Origin of the sequence: Mycobacterium pinniadriaticum, assembly GCF_026242045.1 — a bacterium.
Taxonomy (GTDB): domain Bacteria; phylum Actinomycetota; class Actinomycetes; order Mycobacteriales; family Mycobacteriaceae; genus Mycobacterium; species Mycobacterium pinniadriaticum.
This window is the reverse complement of sequence record NZ_JAPJDO010000026.1, coordinates 1-24,321: the sequence shown is the minus strand read 5'-3', so window position 1 is coordinate 24,321 and position 24,321 is coordinate 1. Positions and strand designations below refer to the sequence as shown.

The 24,321-nt window shown below is 67.5% G+C and carries 28 protein-coding genes; 16 read left to right on the top strand and 12 right to left on the bottom strand.

All coding sequences use genetic code 11. The features are described 5' to 3' along the window. The first annotated feature begins 16 nt into the window (after positions 1-16). The 3 genes from resB to ORI27_RS23320 all read left to right on the top strand — a co-directional run bounded on the left by resB (position 17) and on the right by ORI27_RS23320 (position 3,849). Positions 17-1,588, top strand: coding sequence for a cytochrome c biogenesis protein ResB (resB, locus tag ORI27_RS23330; protein ID WP_265999511.1), 1,572 nt, complete (start codon positions 17-19; stop codon positions 1,586-1,588). After that, positions 1,585-2,574, top strand: coding sequence for a c-type cytochrome biogenesis protein CcsB (gene ccsB / locus ORI27_RS23325; RefSeq protein ID WP_265999445.1), 990 nt, complete (start codon positions 1,585-1,587; stop codon positions 2,572-2,574). Before resB ends, ccsB begins: the two co-directional genes overlap by 4 nt. 75 nt (positions 2,575-2,649) lie before the next feature. Next, positions 2,650-3,849, top strand: coding sequence for a MinD/ParA family ATP-binding protein (locus ORI27_RS23320; RefSeq protein WP_265999444.1), 1,200 nt, complete (start codon positions 2,650-2,652; stop codon positions 3,847-3,849). Here the strand turns inward: ORI27_RS23320 and ORI27_RS23315 are convergent. Then, the gene (locus ORI27_RS23315; RefSeq protein ID WP_265999443.1) at positions 3,846-4,007 is read right to left on the bottom strand and encodes a hypothetical protein; all 162 of its coding nucleotides are present in this window, start codon (positions 4,005-4,007) and stop codon (positions 3,846-3,848) included. The genes ORI27_RS23320 and ORI27_RS23315 overlap by 4 nt on opposite strands. Positions 4,008-4,099: 92 nt before the next feature. On the opposite strand from ORI27_RS23315, the gene ORI27_RS23310 reads away from it, so the two are divergent. After that, a complete protein-coding gene (locus ORI27_RS23310) occupies positions 4,100-4,417 on the top strand; it encodes a DUF4229 domain-containing protein (RefSeq protein ID WP_265999510.1) in 318 nt (105 codons plus the stop codon). Here the strand turns inward: ORI27_RS23310 and ORI27_RS23305 are convergent. Continuing rightward, complete coding sequence (locus ORI27_RS23305) at positions 4,414-5,283, bottom strand: 1,4-dihydroxy-2-naphthoate polyprenyltransferase (RefSeq protein ID WP_265999509.1); 870 nt, start codon at positions 5,281-5,283, stop codon at positions 4,414-4,416. The genes ORI27_RS23310 and ORI27_RS23305 overlap by 4 nt on opposite strands. A gap of 588 nt (positions 5,284-5,871) precedes the next feature. Here ORI27_RS23305 and ORI27_RS23300 point away from each other — a divergent pair. From ORI27_RS23300 to ORI27_RS23280, 5 genes are all read left to right on the top strand, one after another. Next, on the top strand, positions 5,872-7,032 hold the full coding sequence (locus ORI27_RS23300; RefSeq protein WP_265999442.1) for a hypothetical protein: 1,161 nt from the start codon (positions 5,872-5,874) through the stop codon (positions 7,030-7,032). Between the two features lie 99 nt (positions 7,033-7,131). Further along, on the top strand, positions 7,132-7,659 hold the full coding sequence (locus tag ORI27_RS23295; protein ID WP_265999441.1) for a MarR family winged helix-turn-helix transcriptional regulator: 528 nt from the start codon (positions 7,132-7,134) through the stop codon (positions 7,657-7,659). A gap of 41 nt (positions 7,660-7,700) precedes the next feature. Beyond that, the gene (locus ORI27_RS23290; RefSeq protein ID WP_265999440.1) at positions 7,701-8,477 is read left to right on the top strand and encodes an S-methyl-5'-thioadenosine phosphorylase; all 777 of its coding nucleotides are present in this window, start codon (positions 7,701-7,703) and stop codon (positions 8,475-8,477) included. Next, positions 8,474-9,505 (top strand): NAD-dependent epimerase/dehydratase family protein, encoded by a 1,032-nt coding sequence (locus ORI27_RS23285; RefSeq protein WP_265999439.1) that lies wholly within the window; start codon positions 8,474-8,476, stop codon positions 9,503-9,505. The genes ORI27_RS23290 and ORI27_RS23285 overlap by 4 nt, the downstream gene beginning before the upstream one ends. A 60-nt stretch (positions 9,506-9,565) precedes the next feature. Continuing rightward, positions 9,566-10,699 (top strand): nitronate monooxygenase, encoded by a 1,134-nt coding sequence (locus ORI27_RS23280; protein WP_265999438.1) that lies wholly within the window; start codon positions 9,566-9,568, stop codon positions 10,697-10,699. On the opposite strand, the gene ORI27_RS23275 is transcribed toward ORI27_RS23280, so the two are convergent. Genes ORI27_RS23275 through ORI27_RS23265 form a run of 3 tightly spaced genes read right to left on the bottom strand, consistent with a single transcriptional unit; the run spans position 10,700 to position 13,049 of the window. After that, on the bottom strand, positions 10,700-11,320 hold the full coding sequence (locus ORI27_RS23275) for a TIGR03085 family metal-binding protein (RefSeq protein ID WP_265999437.1): 621 nt from the start codon (positions 11,318-11,320) through the stop codon (positions 10,700-10,702). 12 nt (positions 11,321-11,332) lie between these two features. Beyond that, the gene (locus ORI27_RS23270; RefSeq protein WP_265999436.1) at positions 11,333-12,358 is read right to left on the bottom strand and encodes a sensor histidine kinase; all 1,026 of its coding nucleotides are present in this window, start codon (positions 12,356-12,358) and stop codon (positions 11,333-11,335) included. Further along, positions 12,345-13,049: a response regulator transcription factor gene (locus ORI27_RS23265; RefSeq protein WP_265999435.1), complete on the bottom strand. Its 705-nt coding sequence runs from the start codon at positions 13,047-13,049 to the stop codon at positions 12,345-12,347. The genes ORI27_RS23270 and ORI27_RS23265 overlap by 14 nt, the downstream gene beginning before the upstream one ends. 93 nt (positions 13,050-13,142) lie before the next feature. Between ORI27_RS23265 and ORI27_RS23260 the strand changes: the two genes are divergently transcribed. From ORI27_RS23260 to ORI27_RS23245, 4 genes are read left to right on the top strand one after another with little or no spacing between them, the layout of a single operon-like run. Then, a complete protein-coding gene (locus tag ORI27_RS23260) occupies positions 13,143-13,799 on the top strand; it encodes a glycosyltransferase family 2 protein (RefSeq protein ID WP_265999434.1) in 657 nt (218 codons plus the stop codon). Further along, the gene (locus ORI27_RS23255; protein ID WP_265999433.1) at positions 13,796-14,473 is read left to right on the top strand and encodes a TIGR04282 family arsenosugar biosynthesis glycosyltransferase; all 678 of its coding nucleotides are present in this window, start codon (positions 13,796-13,798) and stop codon (positions 14,471-14,473) included. Before ORI27_RS23260 ends, ORI27_RS23255 begins: the two co-directional genes overlap by 4 nt. Before the next feature lies 1 nt (position 14,474). Continuing rightward, complete coding sequence (locus ORI27_RS23250) at positions 14,475-15,104, top strand: methyltransferase domain-containing protein (protein WP_265999432.1); 630 nt, start codon at positions 14,475-14,477, stop codon at positions 15,102-15,104. After that, entirely contained in the window at positions 15,104-16,234 is a 1,131-nt protein-coding gene (locus ORI27_RS23245; RefSeq protein WP_265999431.1) for a molybdopterin-dependent oxidoreductase, read from the top strand. Before ORI27_RS23250 ends, ORI27_RS23245 begins: the two co-directional genes overlap by 1 nt. Positions 16,235-16,623: 389 nt before the next feature. Here ORI27_RS23245 and ORI27_RS23240 read toward each other — a convergent pair whose 3' ends face one another. The 5 genes from ORI27_RS23240 to ORI27_RS23220 are packed head-to-tail and all read right to left on the bottom strand — an operon-like array spanning position 16,624 to position 20,817. Continuing rightward, complete coding sequence (locus tag ORI27_RS23240) at positions 16,624-17,979, bottom strand: hypothetical protein (protein ID WP_265999430.1); 1,356 nt, start codon at positions 17,977-17,979, stop codon at positions 16,624-16,626. 31 nt (positions 17,980-18,010) lie between these two features. Beyond that, positions 18,011-18,412, bottom strand: a complete 402-nt coding sequence (locus ORI27_RS23235) for a TIGR03668 family PPOX class F420-dependent oxidoreductase (RefSeq protein WP_265999429.1) — start codon at positions 18,410-18,412, stop codon at positions 18,011-18,013. Further along, positions 18,409-19,278 (bottom strand): alpha/beta fold hydrolase, encoded by an 870-nt coding sequence (locus ORI27_RS23230; RefSeq protein ID WP_265999428.1) that lies wholly within the window; start codon positions 19,276-19,278, stop codon positions 18,409-18,411. The genes ORI27_RS23235 and ORI27_RS23230 overlap by 4 nt, the downstream gene beginning before the upstream one ends. A gap of 40 nt (positions 19,279-19,318) precedes the next feature. Beyond that, on the bottom strand, positions 19,319-20,464 hold the full coding sequence (gene menE, locus ORI27_RS23225; protein ID WP_265999427.1) for an o-succinylbenzoate--CoA ligase: 1,146 nt from the start codon (positions 20,462-20,464) through the stop codon (positions 19,319-19,321). Between the two features lie 50 nt (positions 20,465-20,514). After that, positions 20,515-20,817, bottom strand: coding sequence for a DUF3349 domain-containing protein (locus tag ORI27_RS23220; RefSeq protein WP_265999425.1), 303 nt, complete (start codon positions 20,815-20,817; stop codon positions 20,515-20,517). Between the two features lie 233 nt (positions 20,818-21,050). On the opposite strand from ORI27_RS23220, the gene ORI27_RS23215 reads away from it, so the two are divergent. From ORI27_RS23215 to ORI27_RS23205, 3 genes are read left to right on the top strand one after another with little or no spacing between them, the layout of a single operon-like run. Further along, positions 21,051-22,307 carry an inorganic phosphate transporter gene (locus ORI27_RS23215; RefSeq protein WP_265999424.1) on the top strand — a complete coding sequence of 419 codons (1,257 nt, stop codon included), beginning with the start codon at positions 21,051-21,053 and terminating at the stop codon, positions 22,305-22,307. A gap of 29 nt (positions 22,308-22,336) precedes the next feature. Continuing rightward, the gene (locus tag ORI27_RS23210; protein WP_265999423.1) at positions 22,337-22,621 is read left to right on the top strand and encodes a hypothetical protein; all 285 of its coding nucleotides are present in this window, start codon (positions 22,337-22,339) and stop codon (positions 22,619-22,621) included. 7 nt (positions 22,622-22,628) lie between these two features. Beyond that, positions 22,629-22,940, top strand: coding sequence for a DUF3349 domain-containing protein (locus ORI27_RS23205; RefSeq protein ID WP_265999422.1), 312 nt, complete (start codon positions 22,629-22,631; stop codon positions 22,938-22,940). 8 nt (positions 22,941-22,948) lie between these two features. Here the strand turns inward: ORI27_RS23205 and ORI27_RS23200 are convergent, their stop codons facing one another. Further along, positions 22,949-23,335, bottom strand: coding sequence for a VOC family protein (locus tag ORI27_RS23200; protein WP_265999421.1), 387 nt, complete (start codon positions 23,333-23,335; stop codon positions 22,949-22,951). Between the two features lie 15 nt (positions 23,336-23,350). Further along, positions 23,351-24,196 carry an SDR family oxidoreductase gene (locus tag ORI27_RS23195; RefSeq protein WP_265999419.1) on the bottom strand — a complete coding sequence of 282 codons (846 nt, stop codon included), beginning with the start codon at positions 24,194-24,196 and terminating at the stop codon, positions 23,351-23,353. Between the last annotated feature and the right edge of the window lie 125 nt (positions 24,197-24,321).

Below are 24,321 nucleotides of genomic sequence, written 5' to 3'. Positions count from 1 at the left end.
GCGTGCGCTGACCTCGATGGGCACCGCCCTGGTGCTGCTGTTTCTGCTCGCGCTGGGCGCTGTCCCGGGTGCGCTGCTGCCGCAGCGCAGCCTCAACGCATCCAAAGTGGACCAGTACCTCGCCGAGCACACCATCATCGGGCCGTGGCTGGACCGCCTGCAGCTCTTCGACGTGTTCTCCAGCTTCTGGTTCACCGCCATCTATGTGCTGTTGTTCATCTCGCTGGTGGGGTGTTTGACGCCGCGAATGATCGAGCACGTCAAGAGCTTGCGTGCGGTGCCGGTGCCGGCCCCGCGCAATCTGTCCCGGCTGCCCAAGTACGCTTCCGCCGAGATCGGTGGGACGCCGCAGGACGTCGCGACCACGATTTCCGAGCGGTTGCGCGGCTGGCGCCGCACCACCCGGCAGACCGACGACGTCATTGAGATCTCGGCCGAGAAGGGCTACCTGCGCGAGTTCGGGAACATCGTCTTCCATTTCTCCCTTCTCGGCCTGTTGGTCGCGATCGCGGTCGGCAAGCTGTTCGGATACGAGGGCAACGTCATCGTGGTCGCCAACGGCGGCCCCGGTTTCTGCTCGGCCTCACCGGCCGCCTTCGACTCGTTCCGGGCCGGCAACAACGTCGACGGCACCTCGCTGTATCCGATGTGTGTGCGGGTCAACGACTTCCAGGCGCACTATCTGCCCAGCGGGCAGGCACTGTCGTTCGCGTCGAATATCGACTACCAGGCCGGGGCAGACCTGGTCGACGGCATCTGGCGGCCCTATCGCCTCGAGGTCAACCATCCGCTGCGCATCGGCGGCGACCGTGTCTATCTCCAGGGCCACGGCTACGCCCCGACGTTCACCGTGACCTTCCCCGACGGCCAACAGCGCACTCAGACGCTGCAGTGGCGTCCCGACGATGCGCGCACGCTGTTGTCCTCGGGTGTGATTCGTGTCGACCCGCCCGGCGGCATGTATCCCGATCCCTCCGAGCGGCGCAAGCACCAGTTGGCGATCATGGGCCTGTTCGCCCCGACCGCCGAACTCGACGGCACCCTGTTGTCGTCCAGCTTCCCGGCGGCCAACGATCCGGCGGTCGCCATCGACATCTATCGCGGTGACACCGGGTTGGACACCGGTCGTCCCCAGTCGCTGTTCACCTTGGACCCGCGGCTGATCGAGCAGAAGCGGCTGACGAAGGTCAAACGCATCAACCTGCGCCAGGGTGAAGAGGTGAAGTTGGACGACGGCACGGTGGTGCGGTTCGACGGTGCGACGCCGTTCGTCAACCTGCAGGTCTCCCACGATCCGGGTCAGGTGTGGGTGCTGGTGTTCGCGATGTCGATGATGGGCGGGCTGCTGGTGTCGCTGATCGTGCGTCGGCGCCGGGTGTGGGCCAGGATTGTTTCGGCGGAGGGCCAGCCCGGTACGGTGAACGTCGAGCTCGGCGGTCTGGCCCGCACCGACAACTCCGGGTGGGGCGGCGAGTTCGAGAAGCTCACCGAGCGGGTGCTGACGGACGTGCCGGAGCAGTCTCGGGCGAAGGAGAATGGTGTGAGCGGCGTGAACGTCCAGCGAGAAGCGAAGGCGGATCGCGCATGAATAGTGAGCACATCGACATCGGGCTGGCCCGCTATTCCGACTGGGCCTTCACCTCGTCGGTCATCATCCTGGTCGGGGCCCTGCTGCTGCTGGCCGTCGAGCTTGCCTACAGCCGCGGCCGCAAGGTCGAGGCCCGAGAGCTGGTGGCGGCCGGAACGGTCACCGCCGACAGTGGCCGGCCCGGCGTCGTCGCCGAAACGCCGCGGCCCTCAGCCGATGAGCGCATCGGCAAGGCCGGCCTGTCGCTGGTGTACCTCGGCATCGCCTTGCTGTTCGTCTGCATCGTGTTGCGCGGGCTGGCCACCGCCCGGGTGCCGTGGGGCAACATGTACGAGTTCATCAACCTGACCAGTTTCTGCGGGCTGGTGGCAGCCGCGGTCGTGCTGCGCAAACCGCAGTACCGGGCGCTGTGGGTTTTCGTACTCGTTCCTGTGCTGATTCTGCTGACGGTCTCGGGTCGCTGGCTCTACACCAACGCCGCTCCGGTGATGCCCGCCCTGCAGTCGTACTGGCTGCCCATCCACGTGTCGGTGGTGAGCCTGGGTTCGGGGGTCTTCCTGGTCGCCGGTGTGGCCAGCATCCTGTTCTTGCTGAAGATGTCGCCGGCTGGCCGCCCCCCTCAAGACGGGGGGAGTGAGGGCGCGCTGGCGCGGATCGTGCAGCGGCTGCCGGACGCCCAGACCCTCGATCGGATCGCCTATCGCACGACCATTTTCGCGTTCCCGATCTTCGGCTTCGGGGTCATCTTCGGCGCCATCTGGGCTGAGGAGGCCTGGGGCCGCTACTGGGGCTGGGATCCCAAGGAGACGGTGTCGTTCATCGCCTGGGTGGTTTACGCGGCCTATCTTCATGCCCGCTCGACCGCCGGTTGGCGGGACAAGAAGGCAGCGTGGATCAACGTCGTCGGCTTCGTCGCGATGGTGTTCAATCTGTTCTTCATCAACCTGGTGACAGTCGGTCTGCACTCCTACGCGGGAGTGGGCTGACACCCGAGTGCGCTAGGGTTTCAGATACGCCACGAGAACCACTCGACCCGAAACGATCTGTCAGGGGAAGTGCACGTGTCTGATCCTCATGGTTCCCGTCAGGGCCACGAATTGACTGATGCGACAACGGTGTTCCGCGCGGAGCGGCGGTTCACCGATCCTGCTGCCAACGCGCCGCAACCCGAACCGGACTGGCTGGCCAACACGCCGCCCATCGGCATCCCGATGGATCCGCTGTCGGCCGCCGCGCCACCGTTCAGCCAGGCCGCTCCGCGGTTAGGACAATATGAAGCCGAGCACCCGGTGCCGTCGTACCGGCCTACGGTGCCTGCTTCGCCGTATCCGGACCTGGCGACCGGTGCGCTGCTGCGTCCGGTCAAGCCGGCGCCGTCGGCCGGCTGGCGCAAGTGGCTCTATGTGCTGTCGGGCAAGCTGATCAACGTCGGCGACGGGCCGGGCGCAACGCGTCAGCACAACCTGACCGCGCGGGTCAATCGTCCGCTGCAGGGGTGCTACAAGATCGCCGTGCTGTCACTCAAGGGCGGTGTCGGCAAGACGACGATCACCGCCGCACTCGGCGGCACGTTCGCCTCGATCAGGGGCGATCGGGTGGTGGCGGTCGATGCCAGCCCCGACCGTGGCACGTTGAGCCAGAAGGTGCCGCTGGAGACCCCGGCCACCGTGCGTCACCTCTTGCGTGACGTCGAGGGGATCCACCGCTACAGCGATGTTCGGGGATACACCTCACAGGGGCCGAGCCGGCTGGAAGTGCTGGCCTCGGAGAATGATCCCGCGGTCTCCGAGGCGTTCAGCGCCGAAGACTACGACCGGGCGCTGGCGGTGCTGGAGCGTTTCTACAGCCTGGTGCTCACCGATTGCGGGCCGGGGCTGTTGCAGTCGGTCATGTCGTCGGTGCTGAAGCAGGCCGACGCGCTGATCGTGGTCAGTTCGGGCTCGGTGGACGGCGCCCGCAGCGCGTCGGCAACGCTGGACTGGCTGGACGCTCATGGCCACGAGGATTTGGTGCGCCGGTCGGTCTGCGTGATCAACGCGGTGCGGCCGCGCACCGGCAAGGTCGATATGCAGAAAGTGGTCGATCACTTCTCCCGGCGCTGCCGTGCGGTCTGTGTCGTCCCGTTCGACCCGCACCTGGAGGAGGGCGCTGAAATCGAACTCGACCGGTTGAAGCCGAAGACCCGGGAGGCTCTGGTCCAACTGGCCGCGGTCGTGGCCGACGTGTTCCCCGCCGCCGACGCGGGGGAGCGGTTCGGCTAGCGGGGGTTGTTGTCGCCGTGGCTGAGCCGCCAGAGGAAGTCCGGGTCGTCGTCGGGGCCGACGACCCTGGTCTTCGTCCGATTCGACTGGGCGCGAACGACACGCCAGCCGACATAGACAGCTGCGGCGATGATCAAGACCAAGAGCAGGTACAGCACGTAAACCTCCTTTGTCTGAATATACGCGCGTCGGTAGGCTCGGCGCGGTGTCGGACAATTCGGACAACCAGACCTCGGGCTCGGGCGGCCGCATGGCGCGCGACGTCGCCATTTACACGCTCGCGCGGCTTGCATTGGTGGTCGTTCTGACGGCGGCGATCTACTTCATCGCGCAGTTGATCGGGATCCACCAGTTTCCGCTCATCGTTGCGCTCTTGTTCGCGATCGTGATCGCCCTGCCGCTGGGCATCTGGGTTCTGGCCCCGCTGCGCAAACGCGCGACCGCGAGCATCGCACTGGTCGACGAGCGTCGCCGCAAGGACCGCGAGCAGCTGCAGGCTCGGCTGCGCGGATCGGAGGGCAGGAGCGAAGCGACCCGGGAATTGCCCGAGAAGCCGAAGAAGGACTAACCGAGCCCCAAGGCCAGCGCCACCGCGACGGACCAGACCAGCATGGTCAGGCCCGTGTCGCGCAGCACTGCGATGAGCTCACGACCACCGAGGCCACGTCGCACCGGCCCGGCGGCACGCACGGCGAGCGGTGCCGCGACCAGCCCGACCGCGCACCACGGAGTGGCGAGCATGAGGACCGACGTCAGCACGCCGGCGAGCACCAGCAGCGACTGGTAGAGCACCCGGGTTCGGGCATCGCCGAGGCGGACCGCCAGAGTCAGCTTGCCCGACTCCCGATCGGTGGGGATGTCGCGCAGATTGTTGGCGACCAGCACCGCCGAGGACAGGGCACCGGTCGCGACGGCCAGGACGGCACCGACCCAATCCACCCGCAGCGCCTGCGTGTACTGGGTTCCCAGCACGGCGACGAGCCCGAAGAACACGAACACGGCGACCTCGCCGAAGCCGGCGTAGCCGTAGGGTCGCGAGCCGCCGGTGTACAGCCACGCTCCGGCGATACAGAGCACACCGATCACGATCAGCCACGGCGCGCTGACAAGGGCCAGGGCCAGCCCCGCGACGGCACCCAACCCGAGGCTGACGATGGCGGCGGCCAGCACGGCGCGTGGCGTCGCCAGCTTCGAACCGACCAGCCGCAGCGGGCCGGCACGTTCGTCATCGGTGCCGCGGATGCCGTCGGAGTAATCGTTAGCGAAGTTGACGCCGACGATCAGTGCGATCGAGACAGCAAGCGCCAGCAGCGCCTTCCACCACACCGCGGCGTGTAACCACGCGGCCGCCCCGGTGCCGGCGATCACCGGAGCCACCGCGTTGGGCAGCGTTCTGGGCCTGGCCCCCTCGACCCATTGCGCGATGCTCGCCATGCCCGCAATCGTCGCACGCATCGATGCGCACACCTGGGGGTCGGTGGTGGCCGGCCTCGCGGAGTTTTGCTGGGCACCCGCACAGCCCGCCTGGTCGGGATAGCTGGCGCCCATGCGCGAGAACCTAGCTATGGCTAACTCATTGCGACGTCTGTCGTTGAAAACGGTACTGAGATCCATCAGGGTGGCTTTGCCCGCCGGCCCCGCAACCCGGTAGCCGCCGGCTGCTGACTCAAATCAATCAGTTGCACGACGACATATCGGCGGGATTGTTCACCAGCAAACCAAACCGGTGTGTCAACAGCAAGCGTCAGCGGATCTTTATGTTCAATTAGTTAATGAACAGATGGCCGGTAACACGTTCTAGTCCGAAACGCTTTCGTTGCGATCTTAAACAATTTACGCGTTCGTAGCGTTTGCTGTTAACCGCAAAGGGGGCGCCCACCAGCGACTCTGTTTCGGACTGGGATTGCGAGAAGCGGCGCCTACCTTACGGACCGGTAAGTTCTTCAACCAATGCCGTCATTTCTCAGCTTCTCCTCAGGTACGTTTTGCCGCGTCCCCAATAGTCCCCCGACAGGAGTAATCATGCACATTGCTGTGCGGTCATCTGTTGCCACCGGGATCGCGCTGGTTGGAGCAGGCGCCATCGCGCTTTCTCCGGTCCAACCGGTTGCCTCTCCGCTTTCGAACCTTCCGGCCGCCATTTCCAACGCGGGCGTCGAACTCACCGCCACCTTTGACCCGATCACCCCGTGGGTCGACGTCATCACGGCCGCGGTGACCAATACGGTCACCATCGGCGAGGACTGGCTGGCGGATCCGCTGCCCGCCGCGCGCCAGCTGGCCAACAACTGGTTCGGCTACGCCGACACCACGGCGACCGCACTGGGTGGCGTCGCCGAGGGCACCTGGACTTACCTGACCACGACGGTTCCAGAGGGGCTGAGCACTGCCTTCGACCAGATCGTCAACGGTGACCTCTCGGGCGCGGCGACCACGATCAACAACGTCCTGGGATCGGCCGTCTTCACGATCGGCCTCCCGCTGTTCCCGGTCGCCGAGATTCCGGGCCAGATGGCCGATAATTTTGCGGCCGTCGTCAACGCGGTGACCGGAATCGGCACCCTTCTCCCCGTCGTCATCGGGCTCCTCGGCCCGATTGAGGGTGGTGTCCAGGCGTTCGGCGACAGTGGGCAGGCCGTCCTCGATGCGGTTCAGGCCAGCGAGCCCGTCACCGCGTTGAACGCCGCGTTCGCCCTTGTTCCGAACGTCCTGGGCGCGGTGCTCAACGGATATCAGAACAATACCTACCCCGGCCTGCTCTCGCCGGTGAGCGGCGGACTTGTCTACTCGCTGGCGATCACCATTCCGCAAGCGATCGCCACCGCACTCGGTGCGACCACCATGGTTGCCGCCGCGTCGAAAGCCGCGCCGAGCGCCGAGGCCGTGGCGGCCGACGAGCCCACCACCACGGACAGCTCCGCAGGCACGGCGCGGTCGAAGGCGGTGGCGACCCCCGCGGCCGACGATCCGGCCGACGACGCTGTCGCAGAACCCGCCGCGGCCGCCAAGCCTGTGGTCAAGGACGGCAACAAGTTCGAGCCGGGAGACGTCAGTGGTTCCGGGGCGGCGGGCGCACGCACCGCGTCGGCCTCGGCGAAGGCGGCCGCTTCCAACTCGGGGACCGCGAAGAGTGCAACCGGTGCCGGCAGCGGCAAGGGGCACAGTGCCCGTGGGGATAAGTAGTCCAATCCGGCGGTTGTGACGATGTGAGTGGGCGGCTCCCCGCAGTGTGGGGGCGCGGGGGGCCGCCACCGCATCCGGTGAAATCAGGCGGAGGAATCTGTGTCGACACGTCGGCCAGGTGACGTCGGCCGTCAATCTGCTCGTGAGCGCCGCAAGAAGCTCGGTTTCGACGACGTCGAGGCCAGCGCATGGATGCAGTTCGAATCCGTGGCCATGCTGCTGCATGACGTCGTCGACCGGGCTCTGGCGCGCGACCACCGGTTGAGCTTGGCCGAAGTCCAGATGTTGGTGCATCTGAAGAATCATGGCCCCAGTCCGATGGGCACTCTCGCTCAAACGCTGATGATGACGCCGGGCGCCCTCACGCAACAAACCCAACGTCTCGAGCGCCGGGGATTGGTCTACCGGTGCGCCAGCCGCGATGACGGCCGACGCGTGATCGCGGTCATCACCGAAGACGGCAACGGGCTGCTGGCGGCCGCCCTGGAGACGTACGCCAGGTTGGTGCGGGCCCACTTCCTCAACGAGCTGACCAGGCCTCAGATGATCGCCCTGGGTGATAGCTGTCGCCGCATCATCGCCAGGTTGAAGGCCGTCGAGTCGCCCCTCGGTCTGCCGGACCGCTAGCACGATCGAGCTTGCCGAACCCGATACATCACAATGGTCGGATGCTCGGAGTCATCGGCGGCAGCGGCTTCTACACCTTCTTCGGTTCTGACGCGCGCAGCCTGAACCTGGACACCCCATACGGCGAGCCCAGCGCGCCGATCACCGTCGGCCGGGTTGGTCAGCATGAGGTGGCCTTCCTGCCGCGGCATGGGTTGAGCCATGAATTCTCGCCGCACACCGTGCCGTACCGCGCCAACATGTGGGCCCTGCGGGCTCTCGGGGTGCGGCGGGTGTTCGGGCCGTGCGCGGTGGGCAGCCTCACCCCTGAGCTGGGCCCCGGCGCGGTCGTCGTGCCGGATCAGTTGGTGGACCGAACCCGTGGCCGGCAGGACACCTACTTCGACTCCGGCGGTATCCATGTCGGGTTCGCCGATCCGTACTGCCCGACGCTGCGCGCGGCGGCCGCCGATCTGCCCGGGGTGGTCGACGGCGGCACCATGGTGGTGGTCCAGGGTCCTCGGTTCTCCACCCGCGCCGAGAGCCAGTGGTTCGCGCGTGAAGGATTCAGCTTGATCAACATGACCGGGTATCCTGAGACCATCTTGGCCCGTGAGCTGGAAATGTGTTATGCGGCAATCGCTTTGGTGACCGATTTGGATGCCGGCGTCGATGTCGGGGCCGGCGTTCGCGCGATTGACGTCTTCGCCGAGTTCGAGAAGAACATGGTTCCGTTCAAGAAGCTGGTGCTGGAGGCGATTGACCAGGTGGCCTCCGAACGTGTTTGTACGCACTGCCTGGCCCATGAAGGCGTCGAGTTGCCTTTCGATCTGCCATGAGGGTGCTGCTCACCGGCGCGGCCGGGTTCATCGGCGGTCGGGTGCGAGCCGCCCTGCTGGCCGACGGGCACGAGGTGGTCGCTACCGATGTCATGCTCAAGGCCGCCCACGGTCCCGGTGCCGCCTTGCCCGAGGACTGTCACCAGGTGGATGTGCGTGACGCGGATGCGTTGGCGCGCCTGCTTTCCGGGGTCGATGTCGTCTGCCATCAGGCTGCCGTCGTCGGTGCGGGGGTCAATGCCGCTGACGCGCCCTCCTATGCCGGGCACAACGACTACGGGACCGCGGTACTGCTGGCGCAGATGTTCGCTGCGGGCGTTCAACGGTTGGTGCTGGCGTCGTCGATGGTGGTGTATGGCCAGGGGGGCTACCGGTGCCCGAGGCACGGAGAGGTCGACCCGCTGCCGCGCACCCGCGCCGATCTCGATGCCGGGGTGTTCGAGCACCGCTGCCCGCTGGGCGGGGAGGAACTGTCCTGGCAACTGGTCGGCGAGGATGCGCCGCTGCGCCCGCGCAGCTTGTATGCCGCCAGCAAGACCGCCCAGGAGCACTATGCGCTGGCATGGGCGGAGTCGACCGGCGGTTCGGTGGTCGCGCTGCGCTACCACAATGTCTACGGGCCCGGCATGCCGCGCGACACCCCGTATTCGGGGGTGGCGGCAATCTTCCGGTCATCGCTCGAAAGAGGCGAGCCGCCAAGGGTTTACGAAGATGGCGGGCAAATGCGTGATTTCGTCCACGTCGACGATATCGCGGCCGCCAACTCCGCGGCGGTCCGCTGCGAGGCGGGTGGATTTCTGGCGGCCAATGTCTGCTCGGGCCGTCCGATTTCGATCCTGACGGTGGCCACCCGGCTCTGTGAGGCACGCGGCGGACCACCGCCGGTGGTCACCGGCCAGTACCGCAGCGGCGATGTCCGGCACATCGTCGCCGACCCGGCCCATGCCAGCGAGTCGCTGGGTTTTCGGGCCGCGATCGATCCGGAGCGAGGGCTGCGGGAGTTCGCGTTCGCCCCCCTGCGTGGGTGACCGACGCTCGTTCCCAACCCGGTGGTTGGTCGAGAGGTCGGCGCGGCGCATACTGGGCGCGTGAAGACCGAGATCTGCGACCAGTTCGGCATCGAGTTTCCGTTGTTCGCCTTCAGCCACTGCCGCGACGTCGTCGCGGCGGTGACCAACGCGGGCGGCTTCGGCGTATTGGGCGGCACCGCGTTTCGACCCGACCAGCTCGACCAGGAACTCAGCTGGATCGACGAGCAGGTGAAGGGCAAGCCCTACGGCGTCGACATCATCGTGCCCGCCAAATTCGAGGGCAAGGGCGAGAACCTGTCCTTCGGCCAGCTCGCCGACCGGATCCCGGATGATCTTCGCGGCTTCATCGACGAGTTGCTGGCCACCCATGACATCGACATCAGCGACCAGCCACGGATGGCCCCGTCCTCGCTGAGCGGCGATACCGGCAAGAGCCTGCTCGACGTCGCGCTCAACCATCCGATCAAGTTGATGGCCAACGCGCTCGGCGTCCCACCTGACTACATGATCGAGGCGGGAAAGCAGACCGGCATCCCGGTCGCCGCGCTCGTCGGCGCCAAGGAGCACGCCGTCAAACAGGTGAACGCGGGTGTGGACCTGATCGTCGCGCAGGGCACCGAGGCCGGCGGCCACTGTGGTGAGGTGACCACTCTGGTGCTCATTCCCGAGGTCCTGGAAGCCATAGCAGCGGTTCCGGGTGGCCGCCAGGTACCCGTGCTGGCCGCCGGCGGGATCGTGACGGGCCGGCAGATGGCGGCGTCGGTGGCGCTGGGCGCGGCGGGAGCGTGGACAGGTTCGGTGTGGTTGACCACCGAGGAGGCCGAGACCGCCCCCTACACGGTGCAGAAGATGTTGGCCGCGACGTCCCGGGACACCGTCCGGTCGGCGGGGCGCACCGGAAAGCCGTCGCGGCAGCTGGTTTCGGATTGGACCGATGCCTGGCAGCCGCACCCTGGTGGGCGGGAGCCGCTGCCGCTGCCGTTGCAGAACATGATCGCCGAGCCGGTGCTGCGGCGGATCGACAAGCTGGCCGAGGGCGGGCATCCCGGGGCGCAGGCGCTGGCCACCTACTTCGTCGGCCAGGGGGTGGGGCTGATGAACAAGGTCAAGCCGGCCCGCGAGGTCGTCTTGGAGTTCATCGAGGATTACCTGGCCGCCGCGGAGCGGCTGGGGCGTTCACTCGAGGACTGATCACAGCCCCTTGGGCGCGTCCCGCACGGCCTGTACAGCTTGCGCATCGCCGTCGTAGTCGACGCGGGCGAGCCGTCCGGTCGCGAATAGCAGTAGTTCAGCGGGCGCACCGGTCACCGTCACGGCCGGACCACGGCCGGCGGTCAGCACCGTTTCTCCCTCCGGCGTGCGCAGCTGCACGCGGGCCGGCATCTTCGCCAGGGTGAGCCGGGCCATCATGCCGAGGGTGCGGCGCAATCTGGCGGTCAGGTCGGCGTCCAGGGTCCGTGGCGCCCAGTTCGGCTGGGCCCGGCGGATGTCCTCGTGGTGGATGAACATTTCGGCGACGTTGGCCACCGAGTCGACGAGCTTGAGCGGGGAGTAGAGCGGCGGGCCGGCGGCCACCTTGTTCACCAGCTCGTCCCATCCGGTGTGCTCGGCCACCTCGTCCTGCACGCGTGCGGTGTGGGCCGCGAACCGGGGGATGAGGATGCCGGGCGCGGCGTCGACGCGGTATTCGCGAACCATCAAGTGCGCGGCCAGGTCTCGGGCGTCCCAGCCGTCGCACAAGGTCGGTGCGTCGGGCCCGACCTCGCGCAGGGCGGCGACGAGGGCGGCACGTTCACGCTGGGCTACGGACATATCGATCTCCCTTCACGAGTCGGCCAGCGGTAGCCGGACCTCGAAACGAGCGCCAGTTGCGGTGTTGTGTGCCGACAGTGTGCCGCTGTGCGCCTGCACCAATCCCGCCGCGATCGCCAGGCCCAGACCCGAACCGCTCGGCAAGGACGAATCCTCGCGCGGAACACGCCCATTCGACCCGCGATAGGCCACGTCGAATACCCGCGGGAGATCGGCCTCGTCGATGCCGACCCCGGTGTCGTCCACCCGGGCCCACGCCCCGGTCGCATCCGTCCCGAGCGCCAGCGTCACCGCCCCGCCGGACGGCGTGTGCGCGATCGCGTTGGCGACCAGATTGGACAGCACCCGGACCAGCGCGCGGTCGCTGCCGATCACCGGCACCGGGGCGGCGGGCACCGATGCCGCCAGACTCACTCCGGCCCGCTCGGCGGTGATCTTGTGGGCCGCGATGACGTCGTCGACCACTTCGTCGAGCGCGACCTTCTCGTACGGCGCGTGGACCGCGCCGGCGTTGATCTTCGACATCTCGAACAGGTCGTCGACCATCTCGGAGAGCCGGATCGATTCGTGCTCGATGTGCTTGGCCTGCTCGCGCACCTCGCCGTCGCTGACCACACCGTCGGCGATCGCCTCGGACAGTGCGCGGATTCCGGCCAGCGGGGTGCGCAGGTCATGGCTGACGAATGCCACCAGCTGGCGTCGCGACTGTTCCGCCGTCCGTTCGGCGTCGCGAATCTCCTTCTCCCACACAGTACGTCGAGCTTGATAGCGGGCCAGCATCACCGCGGCGGGCAGGGTCACGATCGCCACGATGAGCAACACGACCGCGATGGACGTGAAGGTACTGGTGATCATGAAGCCGCTGGCGCCCAGCACCCCGGTCAGTGTCGCCAAGGTCGGGATCAGCACCAGCACAGCCATGGTGAGTGTCATCGACCAGGACCGGGCCAGCCGGATCACCAGTGCGCCGAGCACCACGACCGGCAACGAACACGCCAATGCCAGGACCGCCATCCTCGCGAGGTCATTCGGTTGCATGCTCACCCCCGCCGGCCTCGCTGCTCCACAGATAACCACGGCCCCAGACCGTTTGCACCCGGTGGTGGTCACCGAGCTTGGAGCGCAAGCGTTTGACGTGCACGGTGACCGTCGACAGATCGCCGAAGTCCCAGTGCCACACCATCTGCAACAAGTCCTCGCGGGAGAAGACGGTGTCGGTATGGGTCAGAAAGAACACCAACAACTCGAATTCGCGGTTGGTCAATCCCACCGGCCTGTCTGCGATGTAGACGGCCCGGGCGGCCGTCGCCACTTTCAGATCACCCACCGTGATCTCCAGCGGGAGCGCCGTGGCCGGCGCCGGCGTTCTCCGCAACACCGACCGAACCCGCAGCGCCAGTTCACGGGGGCTGAACGGTTTGGTCAGGTAGTCGTCGGCGCCGGCTTCCAGCCCCGCGATGCGGTCGTCTTCCTCGCCGAGGGCGGTCAGCAGGATCACCGGCAGGCTGTAGTCGTCGCCTTGGCGCAGCGTTCGGCACAGGGACAGCCCGTCGGGCCCGGGCATCATGACATCGAGCACCGCCAGGTCGATGCGCTGGCTGCCCAGCACTCGCAGCGCCTCGGTGCCGTCGCTGGCCACCGTCACTTCCAGGCCGTCCCGCTCCAGATACCGGCGCACCACGTCACGCACGACGGTGTCATCGTCGGCGATCAGAACCCTGGCCGTCATAGCTGCACACGTTAACCAACAACACCCTCACCTGCACCGACGTCACTGTTTTGTCATTCGCCCGGTTGCCTATCGGCAACTAGGTTGAGCGTTATGCCCGAGTGTGCGGTCACCGTGGTGCTCCCGTGTCTGAACGAAGCCGAATCGCTGCCCGCCGTGCTCGCTGCCATTCCGGCTGGTTATCGCGTTCTGGTCGTCGACAACAACAGCACCGACGGCACCGCCGAGGTCGCCCGGCGACACGGCGCCGACGTGGTCAGCGAGACCCGGCCCGGCTACGGGTCGGCGGTGCACGCCGGCGTAGTGGCCGCCCGGACACCCGTCGTCGCGGTGCTCGACGGCGATGGTTCGCTGAATCCGGCCGATCTGCCGCGACTGGTCGCCGAGCTGCAGAGCGGGGCCGACCTGGTGACCGGTCGCCGCCGCCCGCAGCGAGGCCTGAAATGGCCATGGCATGCGCGGTTGGGCACGGCGGTGGTGTGCTGGCGGCTACGCACCCGGCACCGGATGCCCGTCCACGACATCGCGCCGATGCGGGTGGTCAACCGCGACGCGCTGCTCGGGCTGGGAGTGAGCGACCGTCGTTCGGGGTATCCGCTCGAATTACTGGTCCGTGCCGCGGCCGCGGGATGGCGTGTGGTGGAGGTCGATGTGGATTATGGCCCGCGCACCGGCGGAAAGTCGAAGGTCAGCGGGTCGGTGCACGGAAGCATCACCGCTGCCGTCGACTTCTGGAAGGTCATCTCGTGACAGCGAGCCGGGGCCCGATACCGGTCACCGTGCTCGTTGTCGCCAAGGCCCCGGTTCCCGGCCTGGCCAAGACCCGATTGGCCGCCACGCTTGGGGAGCGGGTCGCCGCCGACATCGCCGCGGCAGCCCTGCTGGACACGCTCGACGCGGTCGGCGCCACTCCGGTGACGCACCGGGTGGTGGCCATGACCGGCGATCTCGACCGGGCCTGCCGGGCCGACGAGATCCGCGACCGGCTCGCCTCGTTCACCGTGATCGACCAGCGCGGCGACGGCTTCGCCGACCGACTGGCCAACGCGCACCTGGATGCGGCCACGTCGGCCGGCCGCCAACCGGTGCTGCAGATCGGGATGGACACCCCGCAGGTAAGTGCCGAACTGCTCGCCGACTGCGCCCGCCGGTTGCTGGCCGGGCCGGCCCTGCTCGGGATGGCGCGCGACGGTGGCTGGTGGGTGCTCGGGGTCGAGGAGGCCGCGACCGCCGAGTGTCTGCGCGACGTGCCGATGTCGCAGGCCGACACCGGGGCTGTAACGCTTGCCGCGCTCGAGCACACGGGGATCTGCGTGAACCTCGCCGAAGAACTGCACGACGTCGACACCGTCGACGACATCCCGTCGGTCCGCGCAGCCTGCCGCTCGTCGAGCCGGTTCGCCCAAATCACCCAAGGGGTATGAGATGTTGGGACAGCTCTACGACCGCGCGCTGACCGGCGAGAGGTGTTGGTTGCGCCACGACGATGGCCGGGTGCATCGCCTCCCGGTACACAGCTGGTTGGGCGGACACGGCGCCGACACCGTGTTCGACTCGGCGGTCGTGGCGCTGTGTAACGGACCGACGATCGACTTGGGTTGTGGCCCAGGACGATTGGTGGCCCATCTGGTCCAGCGTGGCATCCCCGCACTCGGGGTGGACCAGTCGGCGACGGCGGTCAGTCTCGCGCGGCGCAGTGGCGCCCCGGCGCTACTGCGTGATGTGTTCGAGCCGCTACCGGGCACCGGTCGCTGGCAAACGGTATTGCTCGCCGACGGTAACGTCGGCCTGGCCGGCGATCCGCGCCGAATCCTGCGCCGGGCCGCCGAACTCCTGGGCGCGGGCGGTCATTGCGTGGTCGAATTCGATCCGGGCACCGCCGGGGTGTTGACCCGGTGGGTGCGTCTGGAGTCCCCGCACAGCATCGGCCCCTGGTTCAAGTGGGCGTCGGTGGGGATCGATTGCGCCGCCGCACTGGCGGAAGAAGTTGGCCTGGCGTTGGTCGGAATCCACCAGATCGGCCAGCGCGTCGTCGCTACACTCACGCTGACGTGATGCCGCAGATGGAGAAAGCCACCAGGGCCTCCTTGCGTGGTACAGCAGTGACGGCTCGGGTCGGTGTCGCCCTCGGTGTCGCCGTGGCCGTCTGCTTCGTCACGGGATTGATCAGCCACTTCATCCAGCATCCGCAACCGTGGTTCTTCTGGCCGACCCGCCCGGTCTGGCTGTACCAGCTGACCCAGGGCCTGCACGTGATCGCCGGTATCGCGGCGATCCCGTTACTGGTGGTCAAGTTGTGGTCGGTCTACCCCAAGCTGTTCGAACGCCCCATCATCGGCGGGTTGACCCGGCAGATCGAGCGGGGTTCGATCCTGGTTCTGGTGGGCTCCATGATCTTTCAGCTGTCCACCGGCGTCATGAACATCGCGCAGTGGTATGCGTTCAAGTTCTTCTTCACCACCAGTCACTACGCGATGGCTTACGTGGCGGCCGGCGCGGTGCTGGTGCACATCGGGGTGAAGCTGCCGGTGATCCGCCGGGCACTGGGTGAGCCCTTGGAAGAGCTGCCGACCGGCGAGCTGCCGCGCACCGGTCCCAGCCGGCGCACCGTGCTCGGGGCCACCTGGCTGGCCGTCGGTGCCGCCACCATTCTCACCGCCGGGCAGACGGTCCCGTGGCTGCGCCGCGTCTCCGTCCTCGCACCCCGGTCGGGTCAAGGGCCGCAGGGTGTTCCGGTGAATCGGTCGGCGTTCGCCGCCGGGGTGTTGGGCAGCGCGCGCTCACCCGACTACCGGCTGACCGTCGTCAACGGGGACACCACCAAGGCGTTCACCCTCGACGAACTGGCCGCGCTGCCGCAGAACACCCACCGACTGCCCATCGCCTGCGTCGAAGGCTGGAGCGCCACGGCGGACTGGACCGGTGTGGTGCTCGCCGATCTGCTCAAGGCGGTTGGCGGCAGTCCGGATTCGGATGTTCGGATGATCTCGTTGGAGCCGCCGGGGCCTTACTCCCGTACGGTGCTACCCGCGCGCCACGCCCGTGACTCCCAGACGCTGATCGCGCTGAAACTCAACGGGCAGACCCTCGACCTCGATCACGGCTATCCGTGCCGGCTGATCGCCCCGACCAGACCCGGTGTGCTGCAGACGAAATGGCTGACCAGGATCGAGGTGGTGCCGTGACCGCGACGAGGGTGATCCTCGTGCTCATCGGGGTGGCGCTCGGCATCTACGGTGTGGTGCTGGTGGCCGACAACTCCACCGAGGTGATCATCCGCATCGTGGTGTGGGCGCTGATCGGCGTGCTGCTGCATGATGCGGTGTTCGCCCCGGTGTGCGTGGCTCTCGGGTTCGCCGGGCATCGTCTGCTCCCGCACCGGTGGTGGACGCCCGTGTTGGTGGCCGCGCTGCTGACGGTGGTCCTGGTCCTGCTGGCGATTCCGGTGTACAACAAGCCCGGACAGCACCTGGACAACCTCACCGTGCTGGACCGCAACTACCAGGCCGGCTTCTGGATAGCGCTGGCGGTGGTGTGGGGTGCCGCACTGCTCTACCTGGTCGGCGACCGGGTGTTACCAGTTCGTCAAGATGAGGTGGTTGAGCGCCACGGCCCCGATCACGTTGAGGCTCAACCACCATCGGTGGGATCGGACGGGCAGCAGGGCACCGGCGGCGGTAAGCCAGACCTCGAACGGTAACCAGATCCGTTCTGTTTCGGCCTTGGACAGCATCGACAGATCGGCGAACATGATGGCCAGCAAGGCTGCCAGCACCAGCAGATGCAGGCCCGAGCGCCGCTTGATCGCTTCGATGTCGAACACCCGGCCGATGCCGGCCACGCTGCCCAGCCCGATCGCGCACACCACGGATGCGAGGTTGGCCCAGCTCCAATACTGGAACGGCCGATTCAGCGCAATGCCCTGCCAATAGCGCTGCTGGACAAGGGTGTATCCGTCGAACCACCAGAACCCGGCGATCGCGAACACGCCCACCACGGCAAGCGCTGCCAGCGCCGCGGGAATCAGCACGCGGACCGCGGCCCGCCAGGAGGATGCGCAGATCAGTACCGCGGCGGCCGGAAGCGCCATCAGCGCCAGGCCGTAGTTGAGAAAGATCGCCCAGCCCAGCACCAGGCCGGCCGCCGCGGACATCAGCACCGGCCAGCGGCCCGGCCGGCGAACCGCCAAGGCCAGCAGGGCAATACCCCATGCCGCCACGCCCGCGAAGTAGCCGTCGGCCGAGACCGCGATCCAGATCGCCGTCGGCGCGACGGCGACGAACGGCGCCGCCAGGCGGGCGGTCTCCTCGCCGGCGAGGGCGCGTACGGCCACCAGGATCGCCGCGGCCGCCGACGACCCGAACAGCAGGCACCACAGGCCGGCCCATGCCCCGCCACCCAACCCGATGCGGTCCAACCAGACGAAGGTCAGCAGCGCGCCCGGCGGATGGCCGGACACGTGGGTGATCCATGAATTGGGCTGGAAGTCAAGGATTCTGCTGGAAAACGTGCGCAGCGCCTCGGGGATGTCGGTGATCGTCGGCACCTGCCGCAGGTATTCGTGGCGGGCGGCGAGCCGGCCGGCAAAGCCACGCTGCCACCCGTCGATCATCGCCAGCGCGAATGCCCACGACATCGACGTCACCCACACCACCAGGGTCAGCGACCGCCAGGGCAGCCGCTGTGCCAGCGATGCACCCCAGACGACGGCCGCGAGCCCGATCAGGATTGCGGGCACCGTGCCCCAGCCGACGTGGGCGTTCCACCAGCCGAAGATCGGTGCGGTGTCGGCGAAGCTCTTGATCTGCGCCGGCGTGCTGTTGATCAGGGGAGTGACGATGCCCAGGTGCAGATGCGGTACGACGAACGCCGCGACCACCAGCAGCACGCCGACGGTGACCGCGACCGCTTCCCTGCGACCGATACTCACAAGTCCCCAGCGTACGGGCTGTGCTCACGAATCAACCGGACCAGGACGACCACCGGTCGACGTCCACGGTGATCACCGGGCCGTCCAGCCGAACAGACTGATATTGCGGGTATTTCGCCCGTAGCAGGGCCCGCCCCCGGTCACACATCGACCCGTCGTGGTGGATCGTCGCGATCCCGTCGGCCCGTATCCACCACAGCTGCGACCAGTCGTCGTCGTAGTGGTCGACCAGGATGCAGACCCGGGGGTTGGCCTCGATATTGGCCAGCCGACGAAGCCGGTGGCTGGATTTCGGCTTGCCGTCCACGGCGGTGTACACCACCGACGCGGCAACGGCGAACACGATGGGCACCAGATGCGGGGGACCGTCGGGAGTGAAGGTGGCCAGCCGGGCGACCTTCGCGGCCGCGAAACGCTGGGCGGGCCCGCTCACGCCTGGGTGGCGGGCTGCTCGATGTCCGCGCCGGCGTTGGTGGCGATGAAGTCGTCGATCAGGTCGACCACCTCGGTGGGCCGCTCCACCTGGGGGAAGTGCCCGACCCCGGTCAGCACTTCGACCCGGACGTCCGGGCGGGCCCGGTGGGCGGCGTGGGCGTGCTCGACGGGAATGATGGCGTCCTGGTCACCCCAGATGGCCATCACCGGCATATCCGTGACGTGCAGCCGGTTCAGCGCGCTGACGGCTTGGCCGCGATAGTCGACCACCGACCGCAGCGTGCGCAGAAACGCCTGGCGGGTCTCGGCGTCGGCGAACGAACTGTAGGCGTTCCAGATCTCCGAGCCCCGGGGCGAGGAGATGCCCAGCTTGCCGAACCAGGACCGCACCCGCTCGCCGGCGGTCAACACCGGTGGGGGCGCGATGATCGGCATGATCAGCTCGGCGCCGGGCGCCGAGAGCAGCCGCAGCGTCCATCCGACATCGGGCCCCAGTCCGCCGCTGTTCATCAGGATCAGCCGCCGGCAGTAGTCGGGGTGCTGGTAGACGAACTGCATCGCGATCCCGCCGCCCAGCGAGTGCCCCACGATGGTGGCTTGCGCCACCCCGAGTTCGTCGAGAAAGTCGCGCAGCCACACCGCGAAGGCGCCCAGCGAGTAGTCGCTGCGGGGTTTGGCCGAACTGCCGTGACCGAGCAGGTCAGGTGCGATCACCCGGTACTTGCGGGATAGCGGGCGAAGCACCGACCGCCAGGTCTGCGAACTGCCTGCCATGCCGTGCAGCAGCAGGATCACCTCGCCCTGGCCTTGATCCAGGTAGGCCACCCGGTCGCCGTGCAGTTCGAGAAACTTCAGTTCGTCCATAGCTTTGCTATCCCCTCTGTGTGGGTGTGCAAACCATTGTTCACCAGCCGTAGCCGCCGGGGAGGTCATCGCCGTCGGCGAATCGCTCGCGAAGCGCCCGGCGGTCGAGCTTGCCGATGCTCCGGCGCGGCAGCTCGTCGAGAAAGTGCAGTTCACGGGGTGCGGCCGTGCTGTCCAGCCACTGGGTGAGGTACGCCCTGATGTCGTCCAGCACCGGTTCCGGCGCGCCGGTGATAAGCACCACAGCGGCCACCACCCGTTCGCCCAACCGGTCGTCGGGCAGGCCGAACACCGCACAGTCGGCGACCGCCGGATGCCGCGACAGCACCGCCTCGACCGCCGCGGGCATCACCGTCAGTCCGCCGGTGCTGATCGCTTCGTCGACGCGGCCCAGCACCCTCAGGGTGCCGGACTCGTCGACCATGCCGAGATCGTCGGTGCGAAACCAGCCGGGTTCGGCGAAGGGGTTCGGATCTGGCGGGTTGCGGTAGCCCATGGCCAGTGTCGGCCCGCCGATGACGATGCGCCCCTGGCCGGGCTCGGTGCCGTTGTCGAGGCGGATCCTCACCCCGGTTAGCGGTACACCGTCGTAGACGCAGCCGCCGGCGGTTTCGCTGGAGCCGTAGGTCCGCACCACCGCGATACCAGCGGCCTGCGCGCCCTCCAGGACCGGCCGCGGGGCGGGCCCACCGCCCAGCAGCACCGCGTCGAGTTCGCTAAGCGCAGCCGTGGCCTCGGGGTCGAGCAGTGCCTTGGCGAGCTGGGTGGCCACCAGCGCGGTGTAGCGCCGACCGGAGCCGAGTTGTGCCACGGCCGTGGGCAATTCGGTGACATCGAAGCCCGCTGTGAGGTCCAACTCGACCGGTACGGTGCCGGCCTGCAGGCTGCGCACCAGTACCTGTATTCCGGCGATGTGGTGGGTCGGCAATGCCAGCAGCCAGCTGCCCGGGCCGCCGAGGCGGTCATGGGTGGCCGCCGCGCTGGCGATCAGTGCCGCCGGCGTGAGCATCGCGCCCTTGGGGGTACCGGTGGTTCCCGACGTCGGCACCACCAGTGCGACGTCGTCGTTGATCTCCTCACCGACCCGTAAAGACGTTGTCAGCAACTCGCTTTCGCGCAGATCACCGGCGGGAACCGGGACCAGGGGCCCGTCGCGCGCGTCGAGGACGCCGTCAAGGGCGGCCATCAGTGATTGCGCCGAGGGGCCGGGCGGGATGGCGAGCGCTCGCAGAGTGGCTATTGCGGGTCCTCGCTGTCTCGTGGATCGTCCAGCGGCCAACCGAAGGCGGCCAGCTTGTCATGAACGCGGTCGATGTCCTCGGGAGTGGGTAACGCGTCGGTGATCTCGGTGATCAGCACCCCGATGTCGATGTGGTCGAAGTCGCCCCGGTCGAGCAGCGCGTTGGCGACGGCGATGACCTCCTCCTCGCTCAATCTCCTACGCAACAACGCGAACAGCGGCACCTGGTCGGGGCGCGGAACCCCGTCCGGGTAGCCGGCTTTGATCCAGGCCACGATCTTGGTGAGGAATTTGGTCACCGCGGAATCTCCCTGGCGGGGGCGTGTGGGCGCCCGGTGGACTTCACGAATCCTAAGCGGCGCGAATGCTCGCCGCGTCCCCCGTGTTGTACCCCTGATCCGTCGGCCTGAACGAATCATGGACGGCTCCAAGGTTAACAGCCGATGAACAGCTGCGGGACGTTCGCAAATGTGCAGTTCGGGGACCTTTGGCCGCTGGTCAAAGGGTCATCTCACCCAGCACAATCTGACTTATGAGCGCGGAGATGATCATCCTGGTGTTGCTGATCGCCACAGCACTGGCTTTCGATTTCACCAACGGATTCCACGACACCGGCAACGCCATGGCGACCTCCATCGCCACCGGTGCTCTCAAGCCGAAGACCGCCGTGCTGCTCGCCGGCATCCTGAACCTGGTCGGCGCGTTTCTCTCCGTCGAGGTCGCCGTTACGGTGACGACATCGGTGCTCAAGGTGCAGGACGGCAAGACCGGTCAACTCCTGCCGGGCATCGACGCGTCGATGGGGTTGACCATCATCTTCGCCGGCCTGATCGGCGGCATCCTGTGGAACCTGCTGACCTGGCTGTTCGGCATTCCGTCCAGCTCGTCGCACGCGCTGTTCGGCGGCTTGATCGGCGCCGGACTGGCAGCGCTGGGCACCAAGGGCGTCAACTGGAGCGGCGTCACCCAGAAGGTGCTGATCCCCGCGGTCGCCGCACCGGTCATCGCGGGCATCGTGGCCATGTGCGGCACCTGGCTGGTGTACCGGATCACTCAGAAGGTGCTGGCGCGGCGCCGTGAGGAAGGCTTCCGCTGGGGCCAGATCGCCACCGCGTCGCTGGTCGCGCTCTCGCACGGAACCAACGACGCGCAGAAGACCATGGGTGTCATCGCGCTGGCCCTGATCACCACCGGCCATCTGACCGGCGACGTGAAGGAACAGGGCCTGCCGTTCTGGATCATCTTCAGCTGCGCGCTCGCGATCGGCCTGGGCACCTACATCGGCGGCTGGCGGGTCATCCGCACGCTGGGCAAGGGGCTGGTGGAGATCGAGTCGCCGCAGGGCCTGGCCGCTGAGGCGTCTTCGGCGGCAATCATTCTCAGCTCCAGCGCCGCCGGTATGGCACTGTCCACCACCCACGTCGCCACCGGTTCGATCCTCGGCAGCGGAGTCGGCAAGCCGGGCGCCGAGGTGCGCTGGGCGGTCGCCGGGCGGATGGCGGTGGCCTGGTTGGTCACGCTGCCCGCCGCGGCTCTGGTCGGTGCCCTGGCCTATTGGCTGTCCTACGGGGTCAAGAACGTCACCAACTCGGCGCTTATGGGCGACGGGCTGATCTTCCTCATCCTGGTCGGGCTCTCGGGGTACATGTGGTGGCGCGCCCAGCAGCAGAAGGTCGACTCCAGCAACGTCAACGCCGATTGGGACACCTCGACCAACTCCGTGGTGCCCGCCGACGTCCGGGCAGCCGCCAAGGAGTCCAAGCCGATCAAGCCCACGGCCACGGTCTGATCGCCAAGACAAACAAAAGGGACACGCTGATGACGTACTTCGAATCCATCTTCAAGGTGCTGGTGGTCGGGCTGATCCTCGGTGCCGGCCTGCCGGCGATCTTCGCGACCGGCATGCTGGCGTACTCGTTCGGCGCGGGTGGTGAGGAAGCCGATCACGTCATCCATAAGCCCAACCCGGCGCTGAAGTACCTGGGGATCCTGCTCTTCCTTTTCGTCGCCTTCGTGATTGTGACGGCTGTCGCCTGGATCACCCGGGCGACGGTCATGCATCACTTCGGTATCGACCTCTTCCCGATGCTTCCCAAGAAGTGAGGTTGCGGTGACCGTCGACGAACAACGTCCCCAGCTCCTCGAAAACATCCTGGACTGGCTGCACAAGGGCTACCCCGAAGGTGTTCCGCCCAAGGACTATTACCCGCTGCTGGCCCTGCTGAAGAGGTCGCTGTCAGAGGATGAGGTCATCCAGGCGGCCCAATCGATCTTGCGCGCAGCGGATTTCGATACTCCGGTGACCGCGGACCAGATCCGCGACGCCGTACGCGAGGTCATCGAGAAGGAACCCAATCCCGAAGAGATGCATCAGGTTGCCGGACGGCTGGCCTCGGTGGGCTGGCCGCTCGAAACGCACTAGGCAGCGCCTCAGTCGCGGGTGTCCCGGCGCAACGGGTGATCGTCGGGAATCTGGACGAAGATCAGCGCCACCCCGTCCGGGTCGTTGACGTGCATCTCGTGCAGGCCCCAGGGTTCGCGGCGGGCCTCGCGCGCGATCGCGACACCGCGGTCCTGTAGCTGGGTCTGGGTGGCGTAGAGATCGCGGACCTGCAGCCACAGCGCGCCGGGGAAGGGCCCGCCGGGTTTCGCAGGTGCGCCGTGGCCGGCCAGTTCGATCAGCGACTGGCCGGCGTAGAACACCGTGCCGCCGCCGTATTCGCGGGCGATGGCCAAGCCGAGCGTGTCGCGGTAGAACGCCACCGAGCGTGCGTAATCCGACGGCCGGAACAGTATCCGGCTCGCGAGGATCTCCATGCTCTCGTGTCTACCTCAGTTGGGCTGCAAGCGCTGACGCTTCATGGCCCGGCTGACGGCACCGGGTGCGACGATGTCCAGGGCGCGCGCGGTGACGGCCATGCGTGGGGCGATCCGCACCGGACGGTGCCGGGCGGCGTCGATCATCCACTGTCCGGCCTCCTCGGCCGACAGGGCGGCCAGGCCGTCGTAGGCCTTGGTCGGCGCGATCATCGGGGTGGCCACCAGTGGGTAGTACAGCGTCGTCGAATGCACACCGTGGCTGGACCATTCGGTTTCGATGACGCGGCTGATGGCGCTGAACGCACACTTCGACGCGTTGTATACGCCGAACAGGGGGGAGGCTTCGCTGAACACGCCCCACGTCGCGACGTTGATGATGTGGCCGTCGCCGCGCTCGATCATGGCCGGCGCCAGCGCGCGGATGAGGCGCAGCGGGGAGAAGTAGTTCAGCATCATCGTGCGCTCGACGTCGTGCCAGCGGTCCAGCGACTCGGCCAGCGGCCGGCGGATGGACCGGCCGGCGTTGTTGACCAGGATGTCGACCGTGCCGGCCTCGTGCGCCAGGGCGTCGACGGCGTCGAGGTCGGACAGATCGCACGAGATGGCGGTCGCCGTTCCGCCCGCGGCGCTGATCCGGTCGACGACTTCGCCGAGCAGGTCCGCGCGACGCGCGACGACCACGACATCGCACCCCTGTGCGGCGAACAGTTCGGCACCGGCGGCGCCGATACCCGACGAGGCGCCGGTCACCAGCACCCGTTTACCCCGCAGATCGATGTTGATACCGGTCGGCAGGCTCAGGGGCGGACGCATCCCGGTCAGGGCGATGGCGTCGGTCAGTCGGCGCAGGGGATTCACGGGTCGTCTCTCTCCCGCGAGCAGCTGTCTGGGGGGCTGCGCCCGGTGGTGGAGGATGAAAATTTGGCCGTGGTGTTCGGCCTGGTGAGGTGCTTGCGTCGCAGACGGGCGGGGTCAACCATGAA